The 21670-nt window shown below is 71.7% G+C and carries 16 protein-coding genes and 1 pseudogene; 10 read left to right on the forward strand and 7 right to left on the reverse strand.

Going from position 1 to position 21670, the window contains the following annotated elements; translation table 11 throughout:
• The first annotated feature begins 82 nt into the window (after window positions 1-82).
• The 3 genes from AB0E98_RS24100 to AB0E98_RS24110 are packed head-to-tail and all read left to right on the forward strand — an operon-like array spanning window position 83 to window position 2488.
• Complete coding sequence (locus tag AB0E98_RS24100) at window positions 83-1240, forward strand: acyl-CoA dehydrogenase family protein (protein ID WP_361706075.1); 1158 nt, start codon at window positions 83-85, stop codon at window positions 1238-1240.
• 46 nt (window positions 1241-1286) lie between these two features.
• Entirely contained in the window at window positions 1287-2189 is a 903-nt protein-coding gene (gene tesB, locus AB0E98_RS24105; RefSeq protein ID WP_361706078.1) for an acyl-CoA thioesterase II, read from the forward strand.
• A gap of 56 nt (window positions 2190-2245) precedes the next feature.
• Window positions 2246-2488, forward strand: a complete 243-nt coding sequence (locus tag AB0E98_RS24110) for a hypothetical protein (protein WP_361706081.1) — start codon at window positions 2246-2248, stop codon at window positions 2486-2488.
• Here the strand turns inward: AB0E98_RS24110 and AB0E98_RS24115 are convergent.
• Entirely contained in the window at window positions 2485-3270 is a 786-nt protein-coding gene (locus AB0E98_RS24115) for a phosphatase (protein ID WP_361706084.1), read from the reverse strand. The genes AB0E98_RS24110 and AB0E98_RS24115 overlap by 4 nt on opposite strands.
• A gap of 185 nt (window positions 3271-3455) precedes the next feature.
• Between AB0E98_RS24115 and speB the strand changes: the two genes are divergently transcribed.
• The 4 genes from speB to AB0E98_RS24135 all read left to right on the forward strand — a co-directional run bounded on the left by speB (window position 3456) and on the right by AB0E98_RS24135 (window position 12197).
• Window positions 3456-4427 (forward strand): agmatinase, encoded by a 972-nt coding sequence (gene speB / locus AB0E98_RS24120; protein ID WP_311611231.1) that lies wholly within the window; start codon window positions 3456-3458, stop codon window positions 4425-4427.
• A 188-nt stretch (window positions 4428-4615) separates the two neighbouring features.
• Window positions 4616-6718, forward strand: a complete 2103-nt coding sequence (gene kdpB, locus AB0E98_RS24125) for a potassium-transporting ATPase subunit KdpB (protein WP_361706087.1) — start codon at window positions 4616-4618, stop codon at window positions 6716-6718.
• A gap of 165 nt (window positions 6719-6883) precedes the next feature.
• The gene (locus AB0E98_RS24130) at window positions 6884-10642 is read left to right on the forward strand and encodes an ABC transporter ATP-binding protein (protein WP_361706090.1); all 3759 of its coding nucleotides are present in this window, start codon (window positions 6884-6886) and stop codon (window positions 10640-10642) included.
• A 124-nt stretch (window positions 10643-10766) separates the two neighbouring features.
• Window positions 10767-12197: a S28 family serine protease gene (locus tag AB0E98_RS24135; RefSeq protein ID WP_361706093.1), complete on the forward strand. Its 1431-nt coding sequence runs from the start codon at window positions 10767-10769 to the stop codon at window positions 12195-12197.
• A 12-nt stretch (window positions 12198-12209) separates the two neighbouring features.
• On the opposite strand, the gene AB0E98_RS24140 is transcribed toward AB0E98_RS24135, so the two are convergent.
• The 3 genes from AB0E98_RS24140 to AB0E98_RS24150 all read right to left on the reverse strand — a co-directional run bounded on the left by AB0E98_RS24140 (window position 12210) and on the right by AB0E98_RS24150 (window position 14782).
• Complete coding sequence (locus AB0E98_RS24140) at window positions 12210-12872, reverse strand: hypothetical protein (RefSeq protein ID WP_361706096.1); 663 nt, start codon at window positions 12870-12872, stop codon at window positions 12210-12212.
• 316 nt (window positions 12873-13188) lie between these two features.
• Window positions 13189-13830, reverse strand: coding sequence for a TetR family transcriptional regulator (locus tag AB0E98_RS24145; RefSeq protein ID WP_361706099.1), 642 nt, complete (start codon window positions 13828-13830; stop codon window positions 13189-13191).
• A 46-nt stretch (window positions 13831-13876) separates the two neighbouring features.
• Window positions 13877-14782 carry a LysR family transcriptional regulator gene (locus AB0E98_RS24150; RefSeq protein WP_361706102.1) on the reverse strand — a complete coding sequence of 302 codons (906 nt, stop codon included), beginning with the start codon at window positions 14780-14782 and terminating at the stop codon, window positions 13877-13879.
• A gap of 113 nt (window positions 14783-14895) precedes the next feature.
• Here AB0E98_RS24150 and AB0E98_RS24155 point away from each other — a divergent pair, with 113 nt between their 5' ends.
• A complete protein-coding gene (locus tag AB0E98_RS24155) occupies window positions 14896-15894 on the forward strand; it encodes an EamA family transporter (RefSeq protein WP_361706104.1) in 999 nt (332 codons plus the stop codon).
• On the opposite strand, the pseudogene AB0E98_RS24160 reads toward AB0E98_RS24155, so the two are convergent.
• Window positions 15776-16558: pseudogene (locus AB0E98_RS24160) on the reverse strand (sugar phosphate isomerase/epimerase family protein); the annotation flags it as partial. The gene AB0E98_RS24155 and the pseudogene AB0E98_RS24160 sit on opposite strands and share 119 nt — an antisense overlap.
• A 362-nt stretch (window positions 16559-16920) precedes the next feature.
• Between AB0E98_RS24160 and AB0E98_RS24165 the strand changes: the two are divergent.
• Together AB0E98_RS24165 and AB0E98_RS24170 are read left to right on the forward strand one after the other, a co-directional pair.
• Window positions 16921-19149 (forward strand): ATP-dependent RecD-like DNA helicase, encoded by a 2229-nt coding sequence (locus tag AB0E98_RS24165; protein WP_361706106.1) that lies wholly within the window; start codon window positions 16921-16923, stop codon window positions 19147-19149.
• A gap of 169 nt (window positions 19150-19318) precedes the next feature.
• Window positions 19319-20608: a citrate synthase gene (locus tag AB0E98_RS24170; RefSeq protein ID WP_126914237.1), complete on the forward strand. Its 1290-nt coding sequence runs from the start codon at window positions 19319-19321 to the stop codon at window positions 20606-20608.
• A gap of 448 nt (window positions 20609-21056) precedes the next feature.
• On the opposite strand, the gene AB0E98_RS24175 is transcribed toward AB0E98_RS24170, so the two are convergent.
• Complete coding sequence (locus AB0E98_RS24175) at window positions 21057-21272, reverse strand: heavy-metal-associated domain-containing protein (protein WP_311611217.1); 216 nt, start codon at window positions 21270-21272, stop codon at window positions 21057-21059.
• 96 nt (window positions 21273-21368) lie between these two features.
• Window positions 21369-21575 (reverse strand): MerR family transcriptional regulator, encoded by a 207-nt coding sequence (locus tag AB0E98_RS24180; RefSeq protein ID WP_311611215.1) that lies wholly within the window; start codon window positions 21573-21575, stop codon window positions 21369-21371.
• Window positions 21576-21670: the final 95 nt, after the last annotated feature.

Raw genomic sequence — 21670 nt, forward strand, 5'->3', positions numbered from 1 at the left:
TGAGCAAGCGCTTATACAGCAGCGCTGATACAGCGAGCGCCGACGCGAGCGAGCGCTGACACAGCCGAGCGGGGAGGCCGCTGTGCGACGCACTGTCTTCACCGAGGACCACGAGGCTTTCCGGCGGACGATCCGCGACGTCATCGCCGCCGAGGTGGTGCCGTACTTCGACGAGTGGCGCGCGGCGGGGGCCGTCCCCCGCGAGTTCTACAGGAGGCTCGGCGAGCTCGGCGTCTTCGGCATCGAGGTCCCCGAGGAGTACGGCGGCGCGGGGCAGCGCTCGTTCAAGTTCCAGGCCGTCGTCACCGAGGAGTGCGCGCGTGCGGGCGTCGGCTTCGGCGCCGCCGGCGCGCACACCGCCCTCTGTCTCCCCTACCTCCTCGAGTACGGCACCGAGGAGCAGAAGCGGCGCTGGCTGCCCGGCTTCGTCTCCGGCGAGCTGATGACCGCCATCGCCATGACCGAGCCCGGCACCGGCTCCGACCTGGCCGGCATGCGGACCACCGCCCGGCTCTCCGAGGACGGCGCCCACTACGTCCTCAACGGCGCGAAGACCTTCATCACCGGCGGCGTCCAGGCCGACCGGGTGCTCGTCTGCGCCCGTACCGCCCCCGCCACCGCCGAGGACCGGCGCGGCGGCATCTCCATCCTCGTCGTGGACACCTCCTCGGAGGGCTACGCGGTCGGCCGCACGCTGGAGAAGCTCGGCCTGAAGGCCTCCGACACCGCCGAACTCTCCTTCACCGACGTCAAGGTGCCGGTCGCGGACCTGCTCGGCGAGGAGGGGAAGGCCTTCGGCCATCTCACCCACAACCTCCCGCAGGAGCGGCTCGGCATCGCCGTCGGCGCGTACGCCCAGGCGGCGGCCGCCGTCGGGTTCGCCACGGAGTACGTCCGCGACCGCACGGTCTTCGGACGGTCGGTGGCCTCGTTCCAGAACACCAAGTTCGTCCTGGCCGACTGCCGTTCCGAGGTGGACGCGATGCAGGCGGTCGTCGACCGGGCCCTGGAGGCGCACGACGCGGGCGAGCTCACCGCCGCCGACGCCGCCTCCGCCAAACTCTTCACCACCGAGCGGGCGGCCGTCGTCGTCGACAAGTGCCTCCAGCTCCACGGCGGTTACGGCTACATGATGGAGTACCCCATCGCCCGCCTCTACGCGGACACCCGCGTCACCCGCATCTACGGCGGCACGAGCGAGGTCATGCGCTCGATCATCGCCAAGTCGATGGGCCTGTAGGGCTCGCCGCGACGGCAGGACACTTTCCTTAAGGACCACCGGCACCATGAACGAACCCCTCACCTCCGAACCCCCCACCCCCCTCGACGAACTCCTCGGCCTGCTCGACCTGGAGCGCATCGAGGAGGACATCTTCCGCGGCACCACCTCACAGCCCGTCCTCGTGCCGCGCGTCTTCGGCGGCCAGGTCGCCGCCCAGGCGCTGGTCGCCGCGGGGCGCACGGTCCCGGCCGACCGGCACGCCCACTCCCTGCACTCCTACTTCCTGCGCCCCGGCGATCCGGCGGTGCCCATCGTCTACACCGTCGACCGCATCCGCGACGGCTACTCCTTCACCACCCGCCGCGTCGTCGCCGTCCAGCACGGGCAGCCGATCTTCCACCTCTCCGCGTCCTTCCAGACGCACGAGGAGGGGCTGGAGCACCAGGAGCCGATGCCGCCGGCGCCGGACCCCTCGGCCCTGCCCACGGCTGCCGAGACGCTGTCGCGGTACGCCCCTCACCTGGGCGGCCAGGACGTCGTCGAGCGCATCCTGGAGGCGCGTGGCGCGGTCGACCTGCGCTACGCGGAGGAGCCCACGTTCGCCCGCGTGGGCGAGCCACGCGAACCCAAGTCGCAGGTTTGGTTCCGGACGAACGGCAAACTGGCGGACGACCCGCTGCTGCACATCTGCCTGGCCACGTACGTCTCCGACATGACGCTCCTGGACTCCGTGCTGCTCGCCCACGGGCGCGGCGGCTGGGCCGTCGGGGACGTCGTCGGCGCGAGCCTGGACCACGCGATGTGGTTCCACCGCCCCTTCCGAGCCGACGAATGGCTGCTCTACGACCAGGAGAGCCCCACCTCCCAGGGCGGCCGGGGCCTGGCGAGGGGACGGATCTTCACCCAGGACGGGCGGCTGGCGGTGTCGGTGATCCAGGAGGGGCTGATACGCGTACCCCGGAGATGACCCGCCCTTTACCCTCATGAGGCTGATCGAAGAGCGATCCACCGGGAGGGGACCCCATGCCACGTACGAACACGCCCATGCCCAATGCCGTACGGGCGCTCCTGATGGCCGGGGGCGTCCTCGTCATCGGCCTCGGCGCGGTGCTGCTGTTCGTCTGGCACTCCCACGTCGTCGACCGCACCGGCTCGTACCGGCTGGTGATGGGGCTCGCCATGCGGGCCGCCGAAGCCGCCGCCCTCTACGGCGGCTCCTGGCTGGTCGTCCGCGGCTGGAACGGCGGGCCCCGGCCCCGGTCCTAGACCGGCAGCCCCGCCGTCGCCAGCAGGTACGCCGTCATCGGCTCGTAGAAGCGCGGGTCGGCGACGTGGTCGTCCAGCGGTACCGCCACCTGGAGCGTGCCCTCCGCCTCGGCGAGGAAGAGCGCCGGGTCGTTGCAGTCCGCGAAGCCCACGGCGTCGATCCCCCACTGCGCCGCGCAGCCCGCCCAGCCGTGGTCGGCGACGACCAGGTCCGGCAGCGGGCGGCCGGTCTGCCGCAGTCCGTCGAGGATGGCGGCCATGGGCGCGGGGGAGTGGGTGTGCCAGAGCGTCGCCCCGCGTTCGAAGACGGCCACGTCCGCGACCTGGTACACCGAGCCCTCGTCGGCGCGCAGCCCGCCGGGGATGGCGACGATCTCGCAGCCCGCCGCCCGCAGCGCGGCCGCCGTCGCGCGGTGGACGTCCAGCAGCCCGCCCGGGTGCCCGGTGGCGAACAGCACTCGCTGCCGGCCCTCCGCCGCCTTCCGCAGGTACGCCGCCATCCGCTCCAGCGCGGCCACGGTCAGCCGGGGGTCGATCGTGTCCTGGCCCATCCGGTGCTCAAGGTCGTCGTTGACGCCGCAACGCTCCGCCATGACCGCCAGGACGTCCTGCTCGTCCGTCCAGCGGTCGCCGAACTCCAGCCCGAACCAGTAGTGCCGGTCGCCCTGGGCGAGCTTGCGGTAGTGATCGAGGTTGTTCTCGCGGGGGGTGGCGACATTCCCCGCGATACGCGTACGGACGAGGTGATCGATCAGTTCGGCGGGGCTGGGTGGTATCGGCATGGGCTCATTCTCCCCCGGGATGCGCGATGGACGCCGTGTCCATATGGAGAAGCCGGACCTTCAGTTCCGTACATGTGCGGAATCCGCCTCCCTGCCTACCCTCGGGTACGTCCAGACCGTCCGCGCAGGCGTTGACGCGACCGTGACCCGTCGGCGCTCCGTCCGTGATCCGAGAGGCCCCCAGCATGAGCACCCCCGCCCCCCGTGAGCCGCGCGGACCCGTCGACTCCTCCCGCATCCCGCGCTACGCCGGCCCCGCCACCTTCGCCCGGCTGCCCCGCCTGGACGAGGTCGGCACCGCCGACGTCGCCGTCGTCGGCGTGCCCTTCGACACCGGTGTCTCCTACCGTCCGGGCGCCCGCTTCGGCGGCAACGCCATCCGTGAGGCCTCGCGCCTGCTGCGCCCGTACAACCCGGCCCAGGACGCCTCGCCCTTCGCCCTCGCGCAGGTCGCGGACGCCGGTGACATCGCCGCGAACCCGTTCAACATCGACGAGGCCGTCGAGACCATCGAGGCCGCGGCCGACGACCTCCTGGGCACCGGCGCCCGCATGATGACCCTCGGCGGCGACCACACCATCGCGCTGCCGCTGCTGCGCTCGGTGGCCAAGAAGCACGGCCCCGTCGCCCTGCTGCACTTCGACGCCCACCTGGACACCTGGGACACCTACTTCGGCGCCGAGTACACCCACGGCACGCCGTTCCGCCGGGCCGTCGAGGAGGGCATCCTCGACACCTCCGCGCTCTCCCACGTCGGCACGCGCGGCCCGCTGTACGGCAAGAAGGACCTCACCGACGACGAGAAGATGGGCTTCGGCATCGTCACCTCGGCGGACGTCATGCGCCGCGGCGTCGACGAGATCGCCGACCAGCTGCGCCAGCGCGTCGGCGACCGCCCGCTGTACATCTCCATCGACATCGACGTCCTGGACCCGGCCCACGCGCCCGGCACCGGCACGCCGGAGGCGGGCGGCCTGACCTCCCGCGAGCTGCTGGAGATCATCCGCGGGCTGTCCTCCTGCAACCTGGTCTCCGCCGACCTGGTGGAGGTCGCCCCGGCGTACGACCACGCCGAGATCACCTCGGTCGCGGCGTCGCACGCGGCGTACGAGCTGACGACGATCATGTCGCGGCAGATCGCCGCCTCCCGCGGCTGATCCACCCTGTCCTTGAACGCCGGGCGGGCCGACTTCGTCGGGCCGCCCGGCGTTCAAGGCGTAAAGAGCGCGTAAGTCCGGGCCGCGGCCGCGACAAAGGCGCGTAAGGGCGCGGCCACGGTGCGTACCCGGACGGTTGGGTGAAGTGATCGTTCACCTCCCCCGAAACCGTCGAAGGCCGCCCCCAGATGCTGTACCGCGCCCCCGGACGAGCCACCCGCCACCGCCGCGTCGGCGGCGGTCTCGTCGATCCCAAGCAGCTCGTCGCCTGTCTCCCGGACGCCGTCCGCAAGCTGCACCCCCGGGTGATGGTCCGGCACCCCGTGCTGTTCGTCGTCGAGGCCGGCTCCGTCCTCACCACGCTCTCCGCCGTCCTCGACCCGTCCGTCTTCACCTGGCTGATCAGCGTCTGGCTCTGGCTCACCGTCGTCTTCGCCAATCTCGCCGAGGCCGTCGCCGAGGGCCGGGGCAAGGCCCAGGCCGAGTCGCTGCGGCGCACCCGGGGCACCACCGTGGCCCGGCGGCTGCGCACCTGGCGGGTGAGCATGGACCGCCGCGACTGGGAGGAGGAGCGGGTCCCGGCCGCGGAACTGCGGCCCTACGACTTCGTGGTCGTCGAGGCCGGCGAGCTCGTGCCCGGCGACGGCGAGGTCGTCGACGGCGTCGCGGCCGTGGACGAATCGGCGATCACCGGCGAGTCCGCGCCGGTGATCCGCGCGGCCGGCGGCGACCGCGGCGGTGTCACCGGCGGCACCACGGTGCTCTCCGACCGGATCGTCGTGCGGATCACCTCCCGCGCCGGCCACACCTTCCTCGACCGCATGATCGCCCTGGTCGAGGGCACCAGCCGCCAGAAGACCCCCAACGAGCTGGCGCTCAACATCCTGCTCGCCTCGCTCACCGTGATCTTCATCCTGGCGGTGGTCTCGCTCCAGCCCATGGCGAGCTGGTCGGGCGCCCCGCAGAGCATCACCGTGCTCGTCGCCCTGCTGGTCACCCTGATCCCCACGACCATCGGCGCGCTGCTCTCCGCCATCGGCATCGCCGGCATGGACCGGCTCGTCCAGCGCAACGTCATCGCGCTGTCGGGCCGCGCCGTCGAGGCGGCGGGCGACGTCAGCACCCTGCTGCTGGACAAGACCGGCACCATCACCCACGGCAACCGGCAGGCCGCCGCCTTCGTCCCCGTCCAGGGCATCGCGCACGAGCTCCTCGCCGACGCCGCCCAGCTCTCCTCGCTCGCCGACGAGACCCCCGAGGGCCGCTCCATCGTCGAGCTCGCCAAGCAGTACGGGATCCAGCACCACAGCGGCGACTTCACCCACGGCCGGTTCGCGCCCTTCTCCGCGCAGACCCGGATGAGCGGGGTGGACTTCTCCTTCGAGGGCGACTTCTGCCGCATCCGCAAGGGCGCCGGGAGCGCGGTCGCCGAGTGGGTCGCCCGGCGCGGCGGCCAGGTGCCCGAGGAGGCCCACTGGATCGCCGACCACATCGCGGCGGAAGGCGGCACTCCGCTGCTGGTCGCGATCGAGGACCCGGACGGCATCAGGGTCCTGGGCGCCGTTCATTTGAAGGACGTCGTCAAACCCGGAATCGCCCGGCGATTCGCCGAACTCCGCGACATGGGGATCAAGACCGTCATGGTCACCGGCGACAACCCGCGCACCGCCAAGGCCATCGCCACCGAGGCCGGCGTCGACGACTTCATCGCCGAGGCCACTCCCGAGGACAAGCTGGCCCGCATCCGGGCCGAGCAGGCGGGCGGCAGCCTCGTCGCCATGACCGGCGACGGCACCAACGACGCCCCCGCCCTCGCCCAGGCCGACGTCGGCGTGGCCATGAACAGCGGCACCTCCGCCGCCAAGGAAGCCGGGAACATGGTCGACCTGGACTCCAACCCCACCAAGCTCATCGAGATCGTCGAGGTGGGCAAACAGCTGCTGATCACCCGAGGGGCGCTGACCACCTTCTCCATCTGCAACGACGTCGCCAAGTACTTCGCGATCGTCCCCGCCATGTTCGGCGGCGTGGCCGGCTACGAGGGCCTGGAGAAGCTCAACGTCATGGGCCTCCACAGCCCGACCTCCGCCATCGCCTCCGCGATCGTCTTCAACGCGCTCGTGATCGTCGCCCTCATCCCGCTCGCCCTGCGCGGCGTGCGCTACGCCCCCTCGTCCGCCCACGCGCTGCTGCGCCGCAACCTCGGCGTCTACGGCCTGGGCGGGCTGATCGCCCCGTTCCTCGGCATCAAGCTCATCGATCTGCTGCTCCAGTTCGTCCCCGGCATGTGACGGGCATACGCCGTACCCGGGTGGGGGGCGCGCGACACAGGACGCCGCGCGCCCCCTCCGGGCGCCCGAAAACATCGCCGTTTCATTGCAGCGGGATGAAATCCGCAGCCCAGAGCGTTGGGGGCTTCCGTCAGAACAGGTAGCGGGAGACAGCGGAGGTCTCGGGTGGCCGCGACGGAATCGACCGGGCAGGGCTGGGCCAGGCGGCTCGCAGGGTACTGCTGGCGCTACCGCGACGCGGTGCTGCTGGCGCTCGGCTCCTCCCTCGCCGGGATGGCCGTCATGGCGCTCGTCCCCCTCATACCCAAGCTCATCATCGACGACGTCATAGGCAGCCACCAGCGCCCCCTCACCCCCTGGGCGATCCTCCTGATCGTCGCGGCGCTGGTGGTCTACGGCCTCACCTACGTCCGCCGCTACTACGGCGGCCGGCTCGCCCTCGACGTCCAGCACGACCTGCGGACCGAGATGCACGCGGCCATCGCCCGCCTCGACGGCAAACGGCAGGACGAGCTCTCCACCGGCCAGGTCGTCGGCCGGGCCACCAGCGACCTCCAGCTCGTGCAGAGCCTGCTGTTCATGCTGCCGATGATGATCGGCAACATCCTCCTCTTCGTCATCTCGCTCGTCGTGATGGTCGTGCTCTCCCCGCTGCTGACCGTCGTCGCGCTCGCCGTGGCACCCGCCCTGTGGTTCCTCGCCCAGCGCAGCCGCGTCAAGGTCTTCCCCGCCACCTGGTACGCCCAGGGCCAGGCCGCCGCCGTCGCGGGCGTCGTGGACGGCGCCGTCACGGGCGTACGCGTCGTCAAGGGCTTCGGCCAGGAGGCCCAGGAGGCCGGCAAGCTCCGCGAGGTCGGCCACCGGCTCTTCGCCGGGCGGATGCGCGCCGTCCGGCTGAACTCCCGCTACTCCCCGGCCCTTCAGGCCGTGCCCGCCCTCGGCCAGGTCGCCATGCTCGCCCTCGGCGGCTGGATGGCCACCCGCGGCCAGGTCACCCTCGGCACCTTCGTCGCCTTCTCCACCTACCTCGCCCAGCTCGTCGGCCCCGTACGGATGCTCACCATGGTCCTCACGGTCGGCCAGCAGGCCCGCGCCGGCGTGGAGCGCGTCCTGGAGCTCATCGACACCGAACCGGCGGTCCAGGAGCGCCCGGACGCGCGCGAACTGCCCGCGGACGCCCCCGCCACCGTCGAGTTCGACGACGTCACCTTCGGCTACGACCCCCGTCGCCCGGTCCTCGACGGCGTCTCCCTGCGCATCGAGCCCGGCGAGACCGTCGCCGTCGTCGGCGCCTCCGGCAGCGGCAAGTCCACCCTCGCGCTGCTCCTGCCGCGCTTCTACGACGTCACCGGCGGCGCGGTACGCGTCGGCGGCCAGGACGTCCGCGAACTGACGCTGCCCTCGCTGCGCGCCGCCATCGGGCTCGTACCGGAGGACAGCTTCCTGTTCTCCGACAGCATCCGCGACAACATCGCCTACGGCGTTCCCGACGCCACGGACGAGCAGATCCGGGCCGCCGCCCGGGCCGCCCAGGCCGACGGCTTCATCTCCGCGCTGCCCGACGGATACGCCACCGAGGTCGGCGAGCAGGGCCTCACCCTCTCCGGCGGCCAGCGCCAGCGCGTCGCGCTCGCCCGGGCCATCCTCACCGACCCCCGGCTGCTGCTCCTCGACGACGCGACCTCGGCCGTCGACGCCCGGGTGGAGCACGAGATCCACGAGGCGCTGCGCGGGGTCATGGCGGGCCGTACGACCCTGCTGATCGCCCACCGCGCCTCGACCCTCGCCCTGGCCGACCGCATCGCCGTCCTGGACGGCGGACGCCTCGTCGACGTGGGCACGGCGGAGGAGCTGGAGGCGCGCTGCGCGCGCTACCGCGAGCTGCTGACCGACCCCGACGAGCTCGCGGGCGTCCGACGCGACCCGGCGGGCGCGGCCTTCGGCGGCGAGGCGCTCGCCACCGGGCTCGTCGAGCCCGTCGCCCCGCTCGTTACGGACGCCGAGGCGGAGCGTCGTCCCGTCGACGGCGTCACTCCGCACCTGTGGGTCCGCAAGAACGCCGACGACCCCGCGGGGGAGCACGGCGGGCTCGCCGGGACGACCGCGACGCCGGAGCTGCTCGCCAAGGTGGCGGCACTGCCCCCGGCCGACGACACCCCGGACGTCGACGAGGAGCGCGCCGCCCGGGCCGAGGAGTCGTACGGGCTGCGGAAGCTGCTGAGCGGCTTCGGGGCGCCGCTGGCGGTGAGCCTGCTGCTGGTGGCCGTCGACGCGCTCGCGGGCCTGCTGCTGCCCGTGCTGATCCGGCACGGCATCGACCAGGGCGTCCAGCGCCTGGCGCTCGGTGCCGTCTGGGTGGCCTCGGGGCTCGCGCTGCTCGTCGTCCTCGGACAGTGGGCGGCACAGGTCGGCGAGACCCGGCTGACGGGGCGCACGGGCGAGCGCGTCCTCTACGCCCTGCGTGTGAAGATCTTCGCCCAGCTCCAGCGGCTCGGGCTCGACTACTACGAGCGCGAGCTCACCGGCAAGATCATGACGCGGATGACGACGGACATCGACGCCCTGTCGTCGTTCCTCCAGACCGGTCTGGTCACCGCCGTCGTCTCCGTCCTCACCTTCTTCGGCATCCTCGTCGCGCTCGTCGTCATCGACGTCCAGCTGGCCCTGGTCGTCTTCGCCACGCTGCCGCCGCTGGTCCTCGGCACGGTCTTCTTCCGCCGGCAGAGCGTCAAGGCGTACGAGCTGGCCCGTGAGCGCGTCGGCGCCGTCAACGCCGACCTCCAGGAGGGCGTCGCCGGGCTGCGCGTCGTGCAGGCGTTCCGCCGCGAGGAGTCCGGCGCCCGCCGGTTCGCCGCCCGTAGCGCCGAGTACCGGCAGGCACGGGTGCGCGGCCAGTGGCTGATATCGGTGTACTTCCCGTTCGTCCAGCTGCTGTCGTCCGTCGCGGCGGCCGCTGTGCTGATCGTGGGCGCGGGCCGGGTGGGCGACGGGACGCTGACGACGGGCGCCCTGGTGGCGTACCTGCTCTACATCGACCTGTTCTTCGCGCCCGTCCAGCAGCTCTCCCAGGTCTTCGACGGCTACCAGCAGGCGACCGTGTCCCTGGGCCGGGTGCAGGGGCTGCTGCGCGAGCCGACGACGACGCCGGTGGCCGAGCGGCCGCGCGAGGTGCGGGAGCTCAAGGGAGAGGTCGTCTTCGACGACGTCGCCTTCCGGTACGGGGGCGAGAAGGGCGAGGCGCTGGCCGGGATACGGCTGACGATCCCCGCCGGGCAGACGGTGGCCTTCGTGGGCGAGACGGGCGCGGGCAAGTCCACGCTCGTGAAGCTGGTCGCGCGGTTCTACGACCCGGTCTCCGGCGCCGTCCTCGTCGACGGCCACGACCTGCGCGAGCTGGACCCGGTCTCCTACCGGCACCGCCTGGGCGTCGTCCCCCAGGAGTCGTACCTCTTCCCGGGCACCGTGCGCGACGCGATCGCCTACGGGCGGCCGGGCGCGAGCGACGCCGAGGTGGAGGCGGCCGCGCGGGCGGTCGGGGCGCACGAGATGATCGCCACGCTGACCGACGGTTATCTCCACGAGGTCGCCGAGCGCGGCCGCAATCTCTCCGCCGGACAGCGGCAGTTGATCGCCCTGGCCCGCGCCGAGCTGGTGGACCCGGACGTCCTGCTGCTGGACGAGGCCACCGCCGCCCTGGACCTGGCCACCGAGGCGCTGGTCAACCAGGCCACCGACCGGCTGGCCGGGCGCCGTACGACGCTGGTGGTGGCGCACCGCCTGACGACCGCCGCGCGCGCGGACCGCGTGGTGGTCCTGGACCGCGGCCGGGTCGTCGAGGACGGCACGCACGCCCAACTGCTGGCGCTGGACGGACGGTACGCGGAGCTGTGGCGGACGTTCACCGGCGAGACCGTCGCGGCCTGACGTATCGCCCGGCGCGGGAGGGGAGCCCGGAGAGAGGGAGCAAGGTCACCCTGGGTTGACTCTGGCGTGGCGGATGTTGCCCCCGGTAGGTTCACGGCGACTTTCGCGAACCAGGGGAGGGTGTATGCGCAAGGCCGTCAGATTCCTGCTGGCGCTGACCATGTCCATCGGCACGGTCGGCGCCGGCAGCGCGGCGGCGGGGGCGGCGGGGACCGCCACCGAGCCGGACATCAAGGAACGCGTCCTGAAGATCCCGGGGATGAGCCTCGTCGAGGAGAAGCCCTACGAGGGCTACCGCTACCTCGTGATGACCTATCAGCAGCCGGTGGACCACCGGAACCCGTCGAAGGGCACCTTCGCGCAGCGCTTCACACTGCTGCACAAGAACACCGACCGGCCGACGGTCTTCTACACCTCCGGCTACAACGTCAACACCAATCCGTCGCGCAGCGAGCCGACCCGGATCGTCGACGGCAACCAGGTGTCGATGGAGTACCGCTTCTTCACCCCGTCCCGGCCGCAGCCCGCCGACTGGTCCAAGCTCGACATCTGGCAGGCCGCCAGCGACCAGCACCGCCTCTTCGCGGCCCTCAAGCCGGTCTACGACAAGAACTGGCTGGCCACCGGCGGCAGCAAGGGCGGGATGACGGCGACGTACTACCGCCGCTTCTTCCCCAAGGACATGAACGGCACCGTCGCCTATGTCGCGCCCAACGACGTGGTCAACGACGAGGACTCCGCCTACGACCGGTTCTTCGCGACCGTCGGCGACCAGGCCTGCCGCACCCAGCTGAACTCGGTGCAGCGCGAGGCCCTCGTCCGCCGCGACGAGATCGTCGCCCGCTACCAGAAGTGGGCCGGCGAGAACGGCAAGACCTTCAAGACCGTGGGCAGCGCCGACAAGGCCTACGAGAACGTCGTCATGGACCTGGTGTGGGCGTTCTGGCAGTACCACCTCCAGAGCGACTGCAAGACCGTGCCCGCCACCAAGGCGTCGACGGACGAGCTGTACAAGTTCATCGACGACATCTCCGGCTTCGACGGCTACACCGACCAGGGTCTGGAGAGGTTCACGCCGTACTACTACCAGGCGGGCACCGAACTGGGCTCCCCGAGCCCCAAGTTCGCCAACCTCAAGGGCCTGCTGCGGTACCCCGACAGCTACAAGCCGCGCACCTATGTGCCGCGTGACATCCCGATGAAGTTCCGGCCGGGCGCCATGGCGGACGTCGACCGCTGGGTGCGCGAGGAGAGCAGGAACATGCTGTTCGTCTACGGGCAGAACGACCCGTGGAGCTCGGAGCCGTTCCGCCTCGGCAGGAACGCCGCGGCCCGCCACGACTACCGCTTCTACGCCCCGGGCGGCAACCACGGCTCCAACATCTCCCAGCTCGTCGCCGACGAGCGGGCGGTGGCCACGGCCGAGGTGCTGCGCTGGGCCGGTGTCGCGCCCGCGGCCGTCCAGAAGGACGACAAGCAGGCCAAGCCGCTGGCGCCCTTCAACGCCAAGCTCGACCAGCAGAACGTGGAGCGGCAGTCCGCACTGCGGCCGTAGTCGCCTGCCGGTCTAGAGGCGGCGGGCGCACCCCACGGGGCGCCCGCCGCCCACCTGTACGTACAGGTCCGTCGAGGACGGACAGTCCTCCCGCGTGCGCACCGTGGAGTCCACCCGGAACTCCGGCGCGTGGCCCCGCGATCCGTCGCAGGCCGTCTCCTTCACGACCCCGTGCCGCTCGGTGTACACGCAGTCGCCCGCCACCGTCAGCGGGCCGCCGCCCATGCCCGGGTCACCCGGGTGCGGCGGACGCAGATTCCGCATGCAGGCGTAGCCCTCGGGGGCGCTCTCCGACTCCGACGTCCCGGTGTTCACCGCCGTGATGTGCAGCACGAAATCGGTGCTGTCGGGGCAGCGCGGACCGTCCCCCTGCGGGCCGTAGTAGCGGGCGAGGACACTGGCGGTGGCGCGCTCGTCCGCGCAGTCCAGCTCGGTGAAGGCCGTCGTCCTGCCCCGGCCCGCGCACGACCCCTGGCCCAGGAAGGCGGCGCTCCGGCCCGGCTCGGCCCGCTCGAGCGCGCCCTGCCCGCCTTGTCCACCCTGCCCGACCTGCCCGCCCTGGGTGACGATCTCCGCTCCTGGGTGTCCCTCCTGGAGCTGACAGCCGGCGAGCGCCCCGGGCCCGCACAGCATGGCGAGCGTGACCAGCGCCTTCGGTAGCGCGCGATGGCGCATGATCTCCCCCAACCCACCGAGCGAGCGTCCAGAGTTACCCGACGGCCACCGGCGCACGCCAGGCGTGCGGGAGGGTTTGCGGAGGGTGACCGCGCGCCCCGCTCCCGCCCGCCGGCGTCCGCCACCGGCGCGGTAGAGGGGGTGTCACCGGCGACGGCGCGCTACCGGCCACAGGCGGCGGAGAGGGAGTGGCCCGCGCCGTCGGTACGGCGGGGCCGGTACCGCTCTGCGGGGACCGGCGGCAGCACGCCCCTTGGACGGGCCGCGCGCCGGAGCGGTTCCGCGCCGCGGCGCACCGGGCCGGCGGGCCCGGCGCCTAGCGGGCCCGGCGCCGCGCCCTGCCGAAGCCACGCGCCCTGCCGAACCGCACGGGGACGCGCCGGGCCAGCAGCCCCGCACGGGGCGCGAGCCGGCGGACCATCGAGAAGACCGATTCCGTGCGGGTGCGGTCGGCGTCCAGCACCGTGAAGAGGTTCACGCCGAGGTAGAAGACGACGGCGGCGTTGGCCAGGTCGCGCGGCGGGGTGAGCCGGGCGAGGGGGGTGCCGCCGATGACCCGCTCCAGGGTCTCCTCCATGAACGCCATCCACGGCTCGACCCGGACCCTGATCTCCTCGCGCAGCTCCGGCTTGGCCACGGCCGCCGCGACCAGCTCGGAGAGCAGGGTGATGTGGCCGCCGTCCAAGTCGTCGCGGTAGATGCGGGTGGCCCGTTCGGCGAGTTCCTCCAGGGTGCGCGCGTCCGCGACGGTGGCGGTGTGGCGCGCCATCCGCTCGGCGGAGGAGCGGTCGAGAGCGGCGAACAGCAGGGGGTCGACGCCGCCGAAGTGGTAGAAGACCAACGCCGAGTTGACCCCGGCCTCCTTGGCGATCGTGCGCGCGCTGGCCTTGCCGTAGCCCTGGGTGCGCAGGACCGTGCTCGCCGCGGTGATCAGCCGTTCCTTGGTCTCCACTGACATCCGCCGCCCCCTCGAAGAGGATTCATCATACGTTTTGAGCGGTTGCTCAAAACGATCGGTCCGGCCATTGCTCCCGCAGCATGCGCAGCGTTTCGCGGATCGCGGGACGCCGGGCCGCGCCCTTGCGCCAGTAGGCGAACAGGTGGCGTACGGGCACGGGCTCCAGGGGGAGCGCCACGACCTCCGGCGGCAGCGGGCCGCGCCCGAGCCGGGGGGCCACGGCGATGCCCAGGCCCGCCGCGACGAGCGCGACGTGGGTGTGGTTCTCGGCTGCCTGATAGGCGAGGTCCGGCTCGTCCCCGGACGCGCGCAGGGTCCGTACGAGCCAGTCGTGGCAGACCGTGCCGGGCGGCTGGCCGACCCAGCGCTGCCCCTCCAGGTCCGCGTGGCACAGCCGGGCGTACCCGGCCAGCGCGTGGCCCCGGGGCACCAGGACGTCGCAGAGGTCGGCGCCGATCCGTACCCGTTCCAGGCCGTCCGGCGCGGGCAGCGGCGAGATGTCCCACTCGAACGTGACGGTCAGGTCGAGCACCCCCTGCTCCACGAGCCCCACGGACAGGTGCGGGTCGACCTCGGTCAGCCGGGTGTCCAGGGAGGGGTGGGCCCGGGCCAGCGCGGCCAGGACGCCGGGGAGCAGCCCGCGCGCGGCCGACGCGAACGCCCCGATCGTCAGCCGGCCCGTCGGCAGTCCGCGCCGCTCCTCCAGCTCGGTCTCCGCCCGTTCGACCAGTGACAGCAGCTCGTGCGCCGTCTCCGCCAGCCGGACCGCGGCGTCGGTCAGCGCGACCCCGCGCCCCTTGCGCTCCAGCAGGGTGGTGCGGGTCTCCCGCTCCAGCTTGGTTATCGACTGCGACACGGCCGAGGGCGTGTAGCCCAGGGCGATGGCGGCCGCGCTGACGGAGCCGTGCACGGAGACGGCGTGCAGCGCGCGCAGCCGGGACAGATCCAGCATGGTCTTCCGATCCCCCTCATTGTTGAGTGCCCCTCATTGTTGAGCGTCGCTGAATCCCATCATGAAGAAACGTGTGCTGGTGCTACATGGTCGTCGCATCGGATTCTCGTCACATGCGTCCTCAGCACCTCGCCCTGGCCGTCTCGGTCGCCGCCCTCTGGGGCGTCAACTTCGTCGTCATCCACGTCGGCCTCGACCACTTCCCGCCCCTGCTCTTCTGTGCGTTGCGCTTCCTCGCGGCGGCGGTCCCCGCCGTCTTCTTCGCCGGGCGCCCTCAGGTGAAGTGGCGGTACATCATCGGGGTGGGACTGGCACTCGGGGTGGGCAAGTTCGGGCTGTTGTTCGTCGGCATGCACGCCGGGATGCCCACCGGGCTGTCCTCGCTGGTGCTCCAGGCCCAGGCGGTCTTCACCGCCCTCTTCGCCGTGCTCGCCCTGGCCGAACGCCCCGGCCGCGTCAGGCTGCTGGGCATGGCCGTGGCCCTGGCTGGCATCGCGGTCGCCGCCGTGGACGAAGGGGCCTCCGGCCCGCTGACCGGCTTCGCGCTGGTCGTGGGCGCGGCGGCCTTCTGGGGCGTGTCCAACGTCCTGACCCGCAAGGCGGCGCCCGCCGACGCCCTGCGCTTCACCGTGTGGATCAGCACCGTCCCGGTGCTGCCGCTGCTCGCGCTGTCCCTCGTGTTCGAGGGGCCGGCCGCCGACGCCGAGGCGCTGCGCTCGCTCGACTGGACCGGCGTCGGCGCCCTGCTGTTCGTCGCCTGGGTGAGCACGTTGCTCGGATTCGGCGCGTGGGGATACCTGCTGCGCACCTACGACGCGTCGGTCGTCGCGCCCTTCTCGCTGCTGGTCCCGGTGTTCGGCATGTCCTCGGCGGCCCTGCTGCTGGGCGAGGGCGTGAGCCCGCTGCGCTGGTGCGCGGCGGTGCTGCTCGTGGGCGGCGTCGCCCTCACCTCGCTCGCGGGGCGGTCCTTCACGTCGCTCGCGGGGCGGCGGCGACCAGCCCCCGCAGATACTCCGCTCCCGCCCCCGCGAGCTGAGGGAAGTCGGCCGACCGCGGGTGCCAGTGCTTCTCGTACTCCCAGCTCAGCCAGCCGTCCCAGCCCGCGCGGCTGAGGGCGCGGACGCAGGCGCCCAGGGGCAGCACCCCCGCCCCGAGCGGCAGCGGGGCGGTGTCCTCCGCCGAGGCGACGTCCTTCACCTGCACATAGCCCAGATGGGGGGCCAGTGCCGGGAGGCTGACGGCCGGTTCCTCGCCGCCCAGCCAGGTGTGCAGCAGGTCCCAGAGGGCGCCCACGCTGCGGTGCCCCACGGGCCCCAGCACGCGCACGGCGTCCTGGGCCCGCCGGTGCGAGTCATGGGTCTCCAGCAGCACGCGGACGCCCGTGTCGGCGGCGAGCGGGGCGATCGAGCCGAGCCTGCGGGCGGCCGCCGCGTCGGCCTCCGCCACGGGCTGCTCGCCACCGCCGGGGAACACCCGTACGTACGGCGCCCCGAGGTCCCCCGCCAGCCGGACCAGCTCGGCGAGCTCGGCCAGCACCGGCTCGTCGGGCCCGGGGGCGGCCACCCGGGTGTACCCGGCCACGGCCAGGACCGTCAGGCCCGCGTCCGCGAACTCCATGGCCACCGAGGCCCGCTGCGCGGCGGAGACGCCCGGGTGCACGGGCTCCTCGGGGTGGGCGCGCAGCTCCACGCCGTCGTAACCGCAGGTGGCGGCGAGCCGCACCACGTCGCGGGGCGGCATCCCGGGTACACCGAGGGTCGAAAAGGCCAGCTTCATGCCTCTTGGGCTTCCCCGTGAGGGCGTGGGAAATGCCTCGGCGTCGTCAGGGAGACGGGTGTGCGGCAAACAGGGGTTCCCTACGGTAAGTAACGGATGAATAACAGCTTGAAATCGGTGCAACCCTGCGGGGCCTCCGAGGGTCGTATTGGACATCGGGCTTCCCGGGGAGGGATCCGGGGGGATTCGGAGGAAGCCCGTTCAGGGGGGAGCGCGAGGGGCCCGGTCGTCGGACCGGGCCCCTCGAATCACATGCGCCCCGGTTCGAATCACACGTGCGATCACATACGCTCCGGCAGAAGCGGAATGACGGATATCCACAGGCTCGAACGCCTGTCGGTCCTCGGCGGTACCGTCGGGGCATGGTGCAACTGGCTGTGGTCGAAGGTGTCCTGGAGCGGATCACCTACGCCAACGAGGACAGCGGATACACGGTCGCGCGCGTCGACACCGGGCGCGGCGGCGGCGACCTCCTCACGGTGGTCGGCTCCCTGCTCGGCGCGCAGCCGGGCGAGTCGCTGCGCATGGAGGGCCGCTGGGGCTCCCACCCGCAGTACGGCAGGCAGTTCACCGTGGAGAACTACACCACCCTCCTGCCCGCCACGATCCAGGGCATCCGCCGCTATCTGGGATCCGGTCTGATCAAGGGCGTCGGGCCGCGCATCGCCGACCGCATCGTCAGCCACTTCGGCACGGACACCCTCGACGTCATCGAGAAGGAGCCCGCGCGCCTGATCGAGGTGCCCGGCCTCGGCCCCAAGCGGACCAAGTCGATCGGGGCCGCATGGGAGGAGCAGAAGGCCATCAAGGAGGTCATGGTCTTCCTCCAGGGCGTCGGCGTCTCCACCTCCATCGCCGTGCGCATCTACAAGCAGTACGGCGACGCCTCCATCTCCGTCGTCCGCGAGCAGCCCTACCGGCTGGCGGCCGACGTGTGGGGCATCGGCTTCCTCACCGCCGACCGCATCGCCCAGTCGGTCGGCATCCCGCACGACAGCCCCGAGCGGGCCAAGGCCGGGCTGCGCCACGCCCTGTCCCAGTCCACCGACCAGGGGCACTGCTTCCTCCCCGAGGAACAACTGATCGCCGACGCGGTGAAGTTGCTCCAGGTCGACACCGGGCTGGTCATCGACTGCCTGGCCGAGCTGGCGGAGGATGGTCCGGACGGCGCGGGAGTGGTCCGCGAGACCGTGCCGGGCCCCGACGGCGGGGAGCCGGTCACCGCCGTCTACCTGGTCCCCTTCCATCGCGCGGAGCTCTCCCTCGCCGCCCAGCTGGTGCGGCTGCTGAAGGCCCCGGACGACCGTCTGGCGGCCTTCCGGGACGTCCAGTGGGACAAGGCCCTGGCCTGGCTCGCGGGGCGCACGGGGGCCGAGCTGGCGCCCGAGCAGCAGGAGGCGGTCCGGCTCGCGCTCACCAGCAAGGTCGCCGTCCTCACCGGTGGCCCGGGCTGCGGCAAGTCCTTCACCGTCCGGTCCGTGGTGGAGCTGGCCCGGGCCAGGAAGGCCAAGGTGGTGCTGGCCGCGCCCACCGGCCGGGCCGCCAAGCGGCTCTCCGAGCTCACCGGCGCCGAAGCCTCCACCGTCCACCGGCTGCTGGAGCTCAAGCCCGGCGGCGACGCCGCCTACGACCGGGACCGGCCGCTGGACGCCGATCTGGTGGTCGTCGACGAGGCGTCGATGCTGGACCTCCTGCTGGCCAACAAGCTGGTGAAGGCCGTCGCTCCGGGTGCGCATCTGCTGCTGGTCGGCGATGTGGACCAGCTGCCGTCGGTGGGCGCCGGGGAGGTGCTGCGCGACCTCCTGGCCCCCGGCAGTCCCGTCCCGGCGGTCCGGCTCACCCGGATCTTCCGGCAGGCCCAGCAGTCCGGTGTGGTCACCAACGCCCACCGCATCAACTCCGGTGTGCAGCCCATCACTCAGGGCATGACGGACTTCTTCCTCTTCGTCGAGGAGGACACCGAGGAGGCGGGCCGGCTGACGGTGGACGTGGCGGCCCGGCGCATCCCCGCGAGATTCGGTCTCGACCCGCGCCGCGACATCCAGGTGCTGGCCCCCATGCACCGCGGCCCGGCCGGCGCCGGCACCCTCAACGGGCTGCTCCAGCAGGCCATCACGCCCGCCCGCCCCGACCTGCCCGAGCGCCGCTTCGGCGGCCGGGTCTTCCGCGTCGGCGACAAGGTCACCCAGATCCGCAACAACTACGAGAAGGGCGAGAACGGCGTCTTCAACGGCACGGTCGGGGTGGTCACGGCACTGGACGACGTCGAGCAGCGGCTGACCGTCCGCACCGACGAGGACGAGGAGGTCGGCTACGACTTCGACGAGCTCGACGAGCTCGCCCACGCCTACGCGGTGACCATCCACCGCTCCCAGGGCAGCGAGTACCCCGCGGTGGTGATCCCGGTCACCACGAGTGCCTGGATGATGCTTCAGCGCAATCTCCTCTACACCGCTGTCACCAGGGCGAAAAAGCTCGTGGTGCTAGTGGGGTCACGGCGTGCCCTGGGGCAGGCGGTGCGCACGGTTTCGGCGGGGCGGCGCTGTACGGCGCTGGACTTCCGGCTCGCGGAAGGTGGTGTTCGTCTCTGAGCGGTTTACCAATCAGGGCGAAGGGGGCAGGATGGGCAGGCTGGGCGGCACTGAGTGCCGTCCTTGGGCCCTATGGCCGACCCCGAGTGCACGTACATCGTCCAAATGGGGGAAGGTAGGGGTAGTCAGGGCACCTCGAAGAAGAGGCACAACGTCGGTGAGGGATGACGTGAGCGACAACTCTGTAGTAGTGCGGTACGGGGACGGCGAGTACAGCTACCCGGTGGTCGACAGCACTGTCGGCGACAAGGGCTTCGACATCGGCAAGCTGCGTGCCCAGACCGGTCTGGTGACCCTGGACTCCGGCTATGGCAACACGGCCGCCTATAAATCCGCGATCACCTACCTCGACGGCGAGCAGGGCATCCTGCGGTACCGCGGTTACCCGATCGAGCAGCTGGCCGAGCGGAGCTCGTTCCTCGAGACCGCCTTCCTGCTGATCAACGGCGAGCTGCCCACCGTCGACGAGCTGGCGACCTTCAAGGGCGAGATCACCCAGCACACGCTGCTGCACGAGGACGTCAAGCGGTTCTTCGACGGCTTCCCGCGTGACGCCCACCCGATGGCCATGCTGTCCTCCGTGGTCAGCGCGCTGTCGACCTTCTACCAGGACAGCCACAACCCGTTCGACGAGAAGCAGCGTCACCTGTCGACGATCCGGCTGCTGGCCAAGCTGCCGACGATCGCGGCCTACGCGTTCAAGAAGTCGATCGGTCACCCGATCGTCTACCCGCGCAACGACCTCGGCTACGTCGAGAACTTCCTGCGCATGACCTTCTCGGTGCCCGCCGCCGAGTTCGAGCTGGACCCGGTTGTCGTCAGCGCCCTGGACAAGCTGCTGATCCTCCACGCCGACCACGAGCAGAACTGCTCCACCTCGACCGTGCGCCTGGTCGGCTCCTCGCAGGCCAACCTCTTCGCGTCGATCTCCGCGGGCATCAACGCCCTGTGGGGCCCGCTGCACGGCGGCGCCAACCAGGCCGTCCTGGAGATGCTGGAGTCCATCCAGGCCTCCGGTGGCGACGTCGACGCCTTCATCCGCAAGGTGAAGAACAAGGAAGACGGCGTCCGCCTGATGGGCTTCGGCCACCGGGTGTACAAGAGCTTCGACCCGCGCGCGAAGATCATCAAGGCCGCCGCCCACGACGTCCTCTCCGCGCTGGGCAAGAGCGACGAGCTGCTCGACATCGCGCTCAAGCTTGAGGAGCACGCGCTCAACGACGACTACTTCGTCTCGCGCAACCTCTACCCGAACGTGGACTTCTACACCGGTCTGATCTACCGGGCCATGGGCTTCCCGTCCGAGATGTTCACCGTGCTCTTCGCGCTCGGCCGGCTGCCCGGCTGGATCGCCCAGTGGCACGAGATGATCAAGGAGCCGGGTTCCCGTATCGGCCGCCCGCGCCAGATCTACACGGGCGTCGTCGAGCGCGACTTCGTCCCCGTCGAGCGCCGCTAGCCGGAAGGCTCCCCGGAAGGCTCCACGGGCGTACGAAAAGGCGCCCCGCACCGGATGGTGCGGGGCGCCTTTTCGCATAGGCGATGCCGCATAGGCGATGCCATGAAGATGAAAAGCGCCCCGACTCCGATCCCCCCACGGGTCGGAGCGAGGCGCTTTCCTGCCCCGGCACGGATTCCCCCCACGGGATCCGGCCGGGAGCCGGCGGACGCGATCTGCCGGGACGCGTACGTACGGGAGGGCCGCTCAAAGCTCCCCGGGTACGTGCCCCGGCCACGCGTGGCCGGTTCGTCCCCCAAGACGATCCAGCACTGCCTGGTTAGACCAATGACCCCCCACGATGGTTACCTCCCAATCGCTGTGATCTAGGTCTCCTGGCATAAGGGACGTAAAAGGGCAAGAGGCTCCTTGTGGTGATTCTGTGAAGGTGCCCCGTGCCGAGAGCGGCTCAGGCGCGGCCGGACAGTTCGTATCCGGCCTCGTCCACGGCGGCGCGGACGGCCTCGTCGTCCAGCGGGCCGGCGGCGGTGATCGTCACCAGGCCGGTGGCGGCCGCGGCCTCCACCGAGGTCACGCCGGCGATCGTCGAGACCTCCTCGCGCACCGCGGACTCGCAGTGGCCGCAGGTCATGCCGGTCACCTTGTAGACGGTGGTGGTGCTCATGGGCGTACTCCTCGGGAGTCAGGTGCGCAGGGCTTCTGCCGATGCCGGGAACACCTTACCCCCGGGGGGTATTCCGAGGGATGGGAATCGGCGGAATCAACGATTCTTCGGACGGTGGTCGCGGTAGCCGGGGCGCCGGGTCACCCAGTCGCGGATGGTGTCCGCGAACCAGTAGGGCCTGCCGCTCTCGTGGAGGTCGGGAACGGGCAGCAGGCCGTGCTTCCGGTACGAGCGCACGGTGTCGGTCCGCACGCCGATGTGCGCCGCGATCTCCCGGTAGGACCAGAGCCGACGGTCGGTCATCTCTCGCCTCTCCGCCGCGGCGCAGCCACGGAGGAGGGGTCCGTCGGGGAGCTGCGGCGCGGCCGTTCTCGGTCGATCGAGCCTCGCCCCGGGGG

The organism is Streptomyces sp. NPDC037389, assembly GCF_040636475.1.
GTDB classification, from domain to species: Bacteria; Actinomycetota; Actinomycetes; order Streptomycetales; family Streptomycetaceae; genus Streptomyces; species Streptomyces hesseae.